This is a genomic window from Humibacillus sp. DSM 29435 (assembly GCF_001758225.1).
GTDB lineage: Bacteria > Actinomycetota > Actinomycetes > Actinomycetales > Dermatophilaceae > DSM-29435.
This window is the reverse complement of record NZ_MAST01000036.1, coordinates 1-8299: the sequence shown is the minus strand read 5'-3', so window position 1 is coordinate 8299 and position 8299 is coordinate 1. Positions and strand designations below refer to the sequence as shown.

The window sequence follows — 8299 nt, the reverse complement described above, 5'->3', positions numbered from 1 at the left end:
CCCGGGCACGGGCAGCACCGAGGGCGTGATTTTCCATGCTGACCGCGGCTGCCAGGGCGGATTCCAGTGGTCGTCGCAACACCTCGATGGTGGAGGTGTTCTTCGATGGCAGAGCCACGCAGACGGCAACGTGCGGATAGGGCGGTCCGGCTGGTCTTGCGTTCGCCGGGGAAGCCGCCGCTTCGCCGGGAGGTCGAGCGGGGGTTCTGGCGCCTGATCGCGAACGGTGCCGCCAGTGAGGAAGCGGCTGTTGCGGTGGGTGTGTCGGCGCCGGCGGGCTCGAGGTGGTTCCGCCACGGTGGTGGCATGTCACCCATGAGCTTGGTAGAGCCGTCGGGCCGGTATCTGTCCTTTGCCGAACGGGAGGAGATCGGGATGCTCAGGGCGGGCGATCTGGGCGTCCGCGAGATCGGGCGGCGGTTGGGCCGCGATCCTTCAACGATCTCGCGTGAGCTGCGGCGCAACGCGGCCACCCGGTCCGGGAAGCTGGACTACCGGGCCTCGGTCGCGCAGTGGAAGGCCGAGATCGCCGCGCAGCGACCCAAGACGCGGAAGCTCGCGAGCAACGACCGGCTCCGTGACTACGTGCAGGAGCGCCTCGCGGGGGTGGTCACCGACGTCCAGGGCCGCCCGGTCCCGGGGCCGAACGTGCCGTGGAAAGGACGGCGCCACGGCCGCCGCGCGGACCGGCGGTGGGGCACGGCATGGAGCCCGGAACAGATCAGCCACCGGCTGGTGGTCGACTTCCCCGAGGATGAGTCGATGAGGATCTCGCACGAGGCGATCTACCAGGCGTTGTACGTCCAGGCTCGCGGTGGCCTCAAGCGGGAGGTGTCGGCGTGTTTGCGGACCGGGCGCGCGTTGCGGGTGCCGCAGGCCAGGACCCGCGGTCGGGGCAAGAAGTTCGTCACTGAGGACGTCTTGATCGGCAACCGCCCCGAAGAGGTCGATGAACGGGTCGTGCCCGGGCACTGGGAGGGCGATCTGATCATCGGTTTGGACAAGTCTGCGATCGGGACGCTGGTCGAGCGGACCAGCAGGTACACGATGCTGCTGCACCTGCCCCCGATGGAAGGCCACAGGGCCGCCTCGCCGGTCAAGAACGGTCCTCCCCTGGCTGGGCATGGCGCCCAGGCCGTCAACGAGGCCATCGCTGGCCAGTTCGCGACCCTGCCCGAGCAGCTGCGCAGGTCGCTTACCTGGGACCAGGGATCCGAGTTGGCCCAGCACGCCCAGCTGCGGATCGACACCGGGCTGCAGATCTACTTCTGTGACCCGCACTCACCCTGGCAGCGCGGCAGCAACGAGAACACCAACGGGCTGCTACGCCAGTACTTCCCCAAGGGCACCGACCTGACACGGTGGGCGCCGAAGACCTCGCCGCGGTCACCGCGACCCTGAACAGCAGGCCCCGTAAGACCCTCAAGTGGGCCACCCCAGCGGAGGCCCTGGACCGGCTACTCTCAACAGGGTCAATAGGCAGCGGTGTTGCATCGACCCCTTGAACGTAAGCAGTACACCTCCACCCAGCTCGCCGAGGTCGTTGAGGAGCTCGGGGTGCGGTTGTCGGTCGGGCGTACCGGGGTGTGCTGGGACAACGCGCAGCAGGAGAGTTTCTGGTCAACCTTGAAGACCGAGCACTACCACCGGCACAGTTTCGACACCCGAGCCGCGGCGATCCGCTCCGTCAGCTCATGGATCGAGGCCGTGTACAACCGTCGCCGGCGTCACTCCGCGCTCGGCCAGATCAACCCGGTATCGTTCGAGAACCGGCTCACCACTGCGGCCACGGAAGCCGCTTAACCGATGTCCACGAAATGGGGTCAACCCCAGGACCAAGAGCGCGGTCTATCGGGCACTCAAACGTGCCATCACCCGCGAATTCTTCTCCGCACTCACCGGTCACTGCGCCGTGTCCGACTACACCGACCTGCGGCCGGCTCGCCGAGCCAAGAACATCACCCTCACTACCGTCGCCGCCGCACTTCACGTGTGGCCAGCGCGGGTCGGAGAGCTCGAACTCGGCCGCCGCCGCGACGTCGACTTCGCCGACCGCTACCGAGCCTGGCTCACCGCCGCTTGACAACGCATAGGAGCATCAGTCCCAGCGATTTAGCTATGAGCAGCCCTGGACCTCGGTCCCCGACGGGCCACGCTCGACCTCTAGACCAGCGGACGCTCCAGCCGAACAGCCCGTCCAGCGGTAGCCAACCCGCGCATATCAGTCTGACCGCGCGTCGCCCTGACACGCACGTCGACATGGTGCCGGCCGACCCCTTGACCAACAACGTCGATGAAGACAAGGTTCTTCGGCGAATTCAGCGCTGTCCCTTGAGAAGCAACACCTCGATATCAGCTAAGGCGCGTTGACGGAGAAGCGGACGACGCCAGGAGACTATGATTGAACATGATTGTCACCCTCGTCGGGACGCCGACGGGTACTTCGTGGGTCGACCTGACGTACAGCTCGGTGGGTTTCTCGGTTCGGCACCTGATGGGCAAGGGACGCGGCCGGTCCGGCGAGGTTGACGGTCAGATCGTTACCGGTCCGAGCCTGGGTGACCGCGGGGCCCTGGACATCTGCACGCTGCCCGAACGTGGTTGAAAGGATGATGTGATGCGTGACATTGCGCCGCCGAAGATTGTGGCTGGGGAAGTTGAGACGTGGACCGTGCTCTACCAGTTCCAACGAGAGTCGTTGGCACGCAAGCTTGTCGGGGTTGATGAAGAGGCTGCCCGACACTCAATAGTGCCAAGCGGCATCTCGCTACTTTGGATCGTCAAGCACTGCACCCGGGCCGAACGCCTCTGGTTCTTGGACCGATTCGTCGCCCGAGAAGAGTTGCCCCGCATCGACGTCGTCTTGGAAATGGACACGATTACTTCTGTCACGCAGGCGTTCCAGCGCCAATGGCTGGAAATCGAAGACGTCGTGTCGATCCACGACCCAAGTGAACTCGCCAAGCGAGTCGACCCGGGGGACAAGCCAGTAACGTTGCGTTGGATTCTCGGACACCTGCTGGAGGAAGTCGCACGCCATGCCGGGCACGCTGACATATTGCGAGAGCTTATTGATGGTCAGGTCGGGCGCTGATCGACGAATGAAGTCCTTTGGTCCTCAATTCAGCCCGGATCCACCGATTGGTGGGCGGGTCTAGCGGATCGTGACGCGCGGATGCCCCTGTGGGGCGGGAGGATTGGACTTGCGACAGTTCGATCCAACCGGCTCCGAAGGGGCATCTGATAAATGCCAGCATCGCACAAGGTCTCCACTGTTTTCGATGACCCGAACCTGATCGGCTCGGCCGGGCTGGTCCCGGTGATGCGCCTGGCTGAACGCGCCGGCCTGCACGAGCTGCTCGAGTCGCAGGTGAGCGTCGGATCGCCGAACGCGGCCGCGAAGACGACCGGCGTCATCGCCGGGATGCTCGCCGGCGCCGACAGCATCGATGACCTGGACGTGCTGCGCCACGGCGGCATGGCCAAAGTCTTCGGTGGGGTCCGGGCGCCCTCGACGTACGGCACGTTCCTGCGCGCGTTCACCTTCGGGCACGTCCGCCAGCTCGACGCGGTCGCCGCCCGGACCCTGACCGGGTTCGCCGGCATCGTGCCGCGGTTGCTGGCCGGGACCGAGGCGATGGCGTTCATCGACATCGACGACACCATCCGGCAGGTCCACGGCTACCAGAAGCAGGGCGTCGCGTACGGCTACTCCGGCGTCAAGGGTGTCAACGCCCAGCTCGCGGCCCTGTCCTCCCCGACCTGCGCGCCGGTGATCGTCGCAGCCCGGCTGCGTAAGGGCAACAGCATCTCCGGTCATGGCGCGGCCCGCCTGATCGGGAACGCGATCAGTACCGCCAAGGCCGCTGGCGCTACCGGGAAAGTGATGGTCCGGGCCGACTCCGGGTCCTACCGGCGTGACGTCATCGCCGGCGCCCTCGCCGCCAAGGTCCAGTTCTCCGTGACCACACGGATGGATCCTGCAGTGAAGAAAGCGGTCGCGGCTATCCCCGAGGACGACTGGGCCACGATCAAGTACCCCAACGCGGTCTGGGACGAACAGGAACACCGGTGGATCTCCGAAGCAGAGATTGCCGAAACACCGTTCACGCGTTCACCTCCCACCCCAAGAACCGGCAGGTGCTCTGCCGCCTCGTTGTGCGCCGCGTCAAGCGTCTCAACCCCGCCGCGGCGGCCGGGCAGGGCGAGCTGTTCAGCCTGTGGCGCCACCACGGGTTCATCACCAACACGACGCTGGCCGCCGTCGACGCGGACGAGACCCACCGCGACCACGCCATCATCGAGCAAGTCATCGCCGAGCTGAAGAACGGCCCCCTGGCCCACGCACCCTCTGGGCGGTTTCAGGCCAACGCCGCCTGGCTCGCCCTGACCTGCCTCGCGTTCAACCTGCTCCGCGCCGCGGGCGCGGCCGCCTCGGCCCGGCACGCGAAAGCCCGCTGGGCCACCCTGCGGACGCAACTGGTCGCGGTCCCGGCCCGGGTCGCGACCTCCGCCCGACGACTCGTGCTGCACCTACCCAAAGACTGGCCCTGGGCCCCTGCGTGGCAAGACCTATGGACCACCGCCACCACGACCTGACCACCCCGGCCCGAACGGCCCCGAAGAACAACCCCCAGTGGAAGAGCCGGACAGACCGGCCGATCCACCACGCCCACCCAACCGCCAGAGCCGCATCACCCGTCGAAATCGGTTCAACAATCCCCCGAATCACCCTCGGTGGATCAGGGCTCAGGAGAGCCGGTTACGTCTGCTACCGGCGGGGAGTACAACGCGGCAAGCGCCACCGAGTGCGCATCGGCCTGGACGGTCTTACGCGCTCGTCATTAGTGGTCTCAGGTGCGGCAGAGTGTCGCGCACCGGCGCTCGGGCTCCGCGACGACGAGTGAGACGGCTCCGCAGATGACTGGTAGGGCGCCGAACTGAGCGGGCAATACTCGCGAGACAGGGCGCCCAGTTCGTGTTTAGGGTGGCACCATGTCATCGGTTCAGGAGTTCCAGGTGACCTTCGACTGCGCCGAGCCACAGCGCGTCGCCCGCTTCTGGTGCGAAGCGCTGGGATACGTCCTCGCGCCGGGCGCCGAGCAGGAGACCTCGCATTCGGCCTGTGTCGACCCCACGGGGACGGGTCCACGGCTGTATTTCCAGCAGGTGCCGGAAGGGAAGACGGTCAAGAACCGGGTGCATCTCGACATTCGCGTCGGAGCCGGGCTCGTCGCGCAGGAGCGGGTAGCGGCGCTGGAGGCGGCCGAGGCCCGGTTGCTCCCGCTGGGCGCGCAACGCGTGAGGCTGATGTTGGCCGACGAAGAGAACGAGTCCTGTCTCGTGATGCAGGATGTCGAAGGTAACGAGTTCTGTCTCGACTGATGCATAGGAGCCTCAGCAGGAACAGGGCGGGGCGTCGTGGCGGCTGGGTCGTAGTGCCGGCGCCGCATGCTGTCCCATTTTTCAGTGCTGTTCAGCGTGCTACGCGACAGTGTGGGACCCCCCACCGGCATGGAACTGGTTCGTAGACGGAGAGCGCTACCAGTGGGCTCGAGTCGCCACCCGCTAGCCCAGCTACGGCTCTATGAGACCGCGCGGATAGGTCATGGTCGGCGGGTTGGTCTGCTGTCCCAGCGGTGGGTGGTCCAGGCGCATCGGATCAGTCGGCGGGTGACGATCACGACGTTGGCCAGGGCGATGCTCGGACACGTGACCCCGGAAATGACCATCCGGTACGCCACGCTGGCCTCCCCGACCCTGCGAGCCGCCTACGACCAAGCGATGGGAGCGATGCGTCGCCAGCTGACGCTCACCCCGGTCGGACGACCCATCGTCCCGGACAAGATCGCCTGGATCGCCTCCGAGATGCTCAAAACCCCCGTCGCGCACGGCTACTGCTCGCGCCACGAAACCCAAGGCACATGCCCCTACGCGAACATCTGCGAAACCTGCGACAACTTCACCCCCGCAACCGAGTTCGCTCGCGCGTTGGCCGAACAGGTCACTGACATCCACGCACTGAAGTCAGACACCGAGCTCCGCGGCTGGACCGACGAGGCTCAACGACACGACCGCGTCGCACAGGCCCTGCAAGGCCACCTCTCGACCGGGTCCGACCACGCTGACCCGGTCTCCACGGGCTTGCCCCGACCCCCAAGGCCGGTTAAAAGATCGTCTCAACCGGGAGATCCGCCGCCGGACCGATGTCGTGCGCATCTTCCCGAACCGGGAGGCCGTGATCCGGCTCATCGGGGCCGTCCTCGCCGAGCAGCACAGGATGGGCCGAACAACGCCCTACCTCGGCCTGGAGGCCCTGACCAAGGCCCGCGGCGTCCTGACCGCCCGCACCACCACCGACCAGCCTTAGCAGGTGAACACCGACCTGATCGCCGCCACCATCACCGCCTAAACGAACAACCCCGACGGATCACCCTCGTACACCACCGATCCGGACTTGACCTTGGCTCAACTCGCGTGGTGCTCACGGCCAGCAGGGCATCCATGAAGGTACGGGTGATGGCGGGTGCCGACCGCGATTCCGGGCCGTCTTACGGGCAACCGGGGGTCTGATCAGTTCCTGAAGGAACTTTGACCGCGCTACCGGAGTGGAGCGATCTCGCGTGGTTTCGGTGGTCGCCGCGCCTGCGTTGTGAGCAGGCCCAGGGCGAGGACCGCGATACCCGCCGATAGCGCAATTTTGGCGACGGCAGCGAAGACTAGGAAGGGGGATGCGAGTGATGGATGCCAGGCAGCAAGGGCCAGGTAGTAACCGCCCCAGGTCGTCATGGCGCTGGTGGCGACCCAGAGGCCCAGGACCGCATACCGACGGCTGGTGCTCGTGGCTCGTTCGCGGGTGAAGGTGTGGATGCTCGCGGCCGCAGCGAACGCGAACCCGCCGTAGACCGCCAAGGTGACACGGTCAACGCCTGATGGTTTAACCGTCGGTTCGGCGAGGCCAAGTGACCAGCACCAGTAGCAGACGCCGAGGGTGGCGCATGCCACCCCCGTGACCACCGCGACTGCGCGCAGCGCACTTCCTGCTTCGGCCGGTGGTGGTAGTTGAAGATGCCCCCATCGGGTGCGCGCATAGAGGGCGAAGGCCCAGAGTAGGAGCACCCCCTGGGCTACGAAGCCCGCATAGACCAGGAGGTAGACCCATCCTTCAAGACCCGCCCGTGCGGCGCTGTCCGAAACCGCAAAGGGTGCTGCCAACGGCGCGAGCACCACGATCACGGCGAGTAGCCCGGTGGCCACCCACATCGGGACCAGGACCAGCCAGGCGGGCAATCGTTGGCCGAACTGGCGGGTCATCGCGAGCGTTATCGCGATCGCGACCAGCTCGGCGCCGATGGTGAAGCCGTCGGCCAACCGGTACACCGGGTCGGTGAGAAGGTCGGGGTCGGTGATCCCGACGTCGCCGCCGAGGGTCCAGTTGACCTTCAACACCAGGTACGGCATCGGTGCGAGGATGCCAGCCCAACCGATCGCGACCCGCCGCTGGTTAAGGGTGGACGCCGGAGAGTCCCCGGTGGGGTGCATCAGGCCCCGGCTCGAGCCCAACGGGCGGTGGTCCACAGGATGTCTTTGCGCACCAGGCCGCTGGCGGGTCGGATGGCCGCCCAGTACCACTTGAACCGCCGCCGCGCTGCAGCGTCGGTACACACCCCGCGCGTCACCGTGACCAGGCGGGTCCCGTGGCCGGTTGCGATGAGACGAAAGTCGGTCAGGTACTTGACCCACCCCGGTTCGGTGAAGCTGGCGAAGTCGCTCAATGAAGCGGGTACCCGTCTGTCTGGCCGGGGCTGCCACGGCTTGGCGATGGCGCCACCGACGGCGTAGCAGGGTGGGTCAGTGCGCAACATCGTCACCGGGCCGTCCTGGAACAGGCTGCTGCTCATTTTGGTCCCCGACGAGCCGAGATGGCGAACGGCGACCAGCGGGCGGGTCAGTGTCAGATCCTCCAACCTCAGCGTCGTCAACGCTTCCCACACCTGGCCCGGCTGGGCGTCGATCCAGCGACTATGGCGTTCGGTGAAGTCCCACTGCGGCAGGGTGTCCTCGAGCTGGGTCATTGGCAATCTCGTTTCGGTACGGGGAATGTCCGGCAGGAATCCGTGGCTGCCACAAGGGCTCGGGTTACCCGATGTCCGGGGGCAGAGACTCGTCGTTAGACAAGAACAACCACGCGAATACGGTCCTGATCTGGTGTCGGTAGGGACCACACGTCCTCAACGGCGAAGCCCGGGGCCAGTGCGTGAATACGCCACGCTCGGTCCGTGTGCTCGCTGGGTAGAAG

General features: G+C 66.4%; 6 protein-coding genes and 5 pseudogenes. 8 read left to right on the top strand and 3 right to left on the bottom strand.

Annotation, left to right across the window (positions count from 1 at the left end; genetic code table 11):
• Positions 1-105 precede the first annotated feature (105 nt).
• From BA895_RS17940 to BA895_RS17915, 7 genes and pseudogenes are all read left to right on the top strand, one after another.
• Positions 106-1505: pseudogene (locus BA895_RS17940) on the top strand (IS30 family transposase).
• A 7-nt stretch (positions 1506-1512) separates the two neighbouring features.
• Positions 1513-1803, top strand: a pseudogene (locus tag BA895_RS17935) (integrase core domain-containing protein); the annotation flags it as partial.
• Positions 1804-1912: 109 nt separating this feature from the next.
• Entirely contained in the window at positions 1913-2083 is a 171-nt protein-coding gene (locus BA895_RS23690; protein WP_139142754.1) for an XRE family transcriptional regulator, read from the top strand.
• A gap of 324 nt (positions 2084-2407) precedes the next feature.
• Entirely contained in the window at positions 2408-2605 is a 198-nt protein-coding gene (locus tag BA895_RS17930; RefSeq protein ID WP_070193267.1) for a hypothetical protein, read from the top strand.
• A 12-nt stretch (positions 2606-2617) separates the two neighbouring features.
• Positions 2618-3094, top strand: a complete 477-nt coding sequence (locus BA895_RS17925) for a DinB family protein (protein ID WP_070193266.1) — start codon at positions 2618-2620, stop codon at positions 3092-3094.
• Between the two features lie 153 nt (positions 3095-3247).
• A pseudogene (locus tag BA895_RS17920) lies at positions 3248-4599 on the top strand (IS1380 family transposase).
• A gap of 396 nt (positions 4600-4995) precedes the next feature.
• Positions 4996-5385, top strand: coding sequence for a VOC family protein (locus tag BA895_RS17915; RefSeq protein ID WP_070193265.1), 390 nt, complete (start codon positions 4996-4998; stop codon positions 5383-5385).
• Positions 5386-5606: 221 nt separating this feature from the next.
• Here the strand turns inward: BA895_RS17915 and BA895_RS23685 are convergent.
• Positions 5607-5702, bottom strand: a pseudogene (locus BA895_RS23685) (IS5/IS1182 family transposase); the annotation flags it as partial.
• Between the two features lie 470 nt (positions 5703-6172).
• On the opposite strand from BA895_RS23685, the pseudogene BA895_RS23240 reads away from it, so the two are divergent.
• Positions 6173-6370, top strand: a pseudogene (locus tag BA895_RS23240) (transposase); the annotation flags it as partial.
• A gap of 230 nt (positions 6371-6600) precedes the next feature.
• On the opposite strand, the gene BA895_RS17910 reads toward BA895_RS23240, so the two are convergent.
• Positions 6601-7461 (bottom strand): hypothetical protein, encoded by an 861-nt coding sequence (locus BA895_RS17910; RefSeq protein WP_139142753.1) that lies wholly within the window; start codon positions 7459-7461, stop codon positions 6601-6603.
• 80 nt (positions 7462-7541) lie between these two features.
• Positions 7542-8075 (bottom strand): hypothetical protein, encoded by a 534-nt coding sequence (locus BA895_RS17905; RefSeq protein ID WP_217493947.1) that lies wholly within the window; start codon positions 8073-8075, stop codon positions 7542-7544.
• Between the last annotated feature and the right edge of the window lie 224 nt (positions 8076-8299).

What these genes read in the sequence shown, in the direction of transcription:
- BA895_RS17910 (WP_139142753.1), bottom strand. Translation starts at nt 7,461, where the DNA reads ATGCCGTACCTGGTGTTGAAGGTCAACTGGACCCTCGGCGGCGACGTC.
- BA895_RS17905 (WP_217493947.1), bottom strand. Translation starts at nt 8,075, where the DNA reads ATGACCCAGCTCGAGGACACCCTGCCGCAGTGGGACTTCACCGAACGC.
- BA895_RS17930 (WP_070193267.1), top strand. Translation starts at nt 2,408, where the DNA reads ATGATTGTCACCCTCGTCGGGACGCCGACGGGTACTTCGTGGGTCGAC.
- BA895_RS17915 (WP_070193265.1), top strand. Translation starts at nt 4,996, where the DNA reads ATGTCATCGGTTCAGGAGTTCCAGGTGACCTTCGACTGCGCCGAGCCA.
- BA895_RS17925 (WP_070193266.1), top strand. Translation starts at nt 2,618, where the DNA reads ATGCGTGACATTGCGCCGCCGAAGATTGTGGCTGGGGAAGTTGAGACG.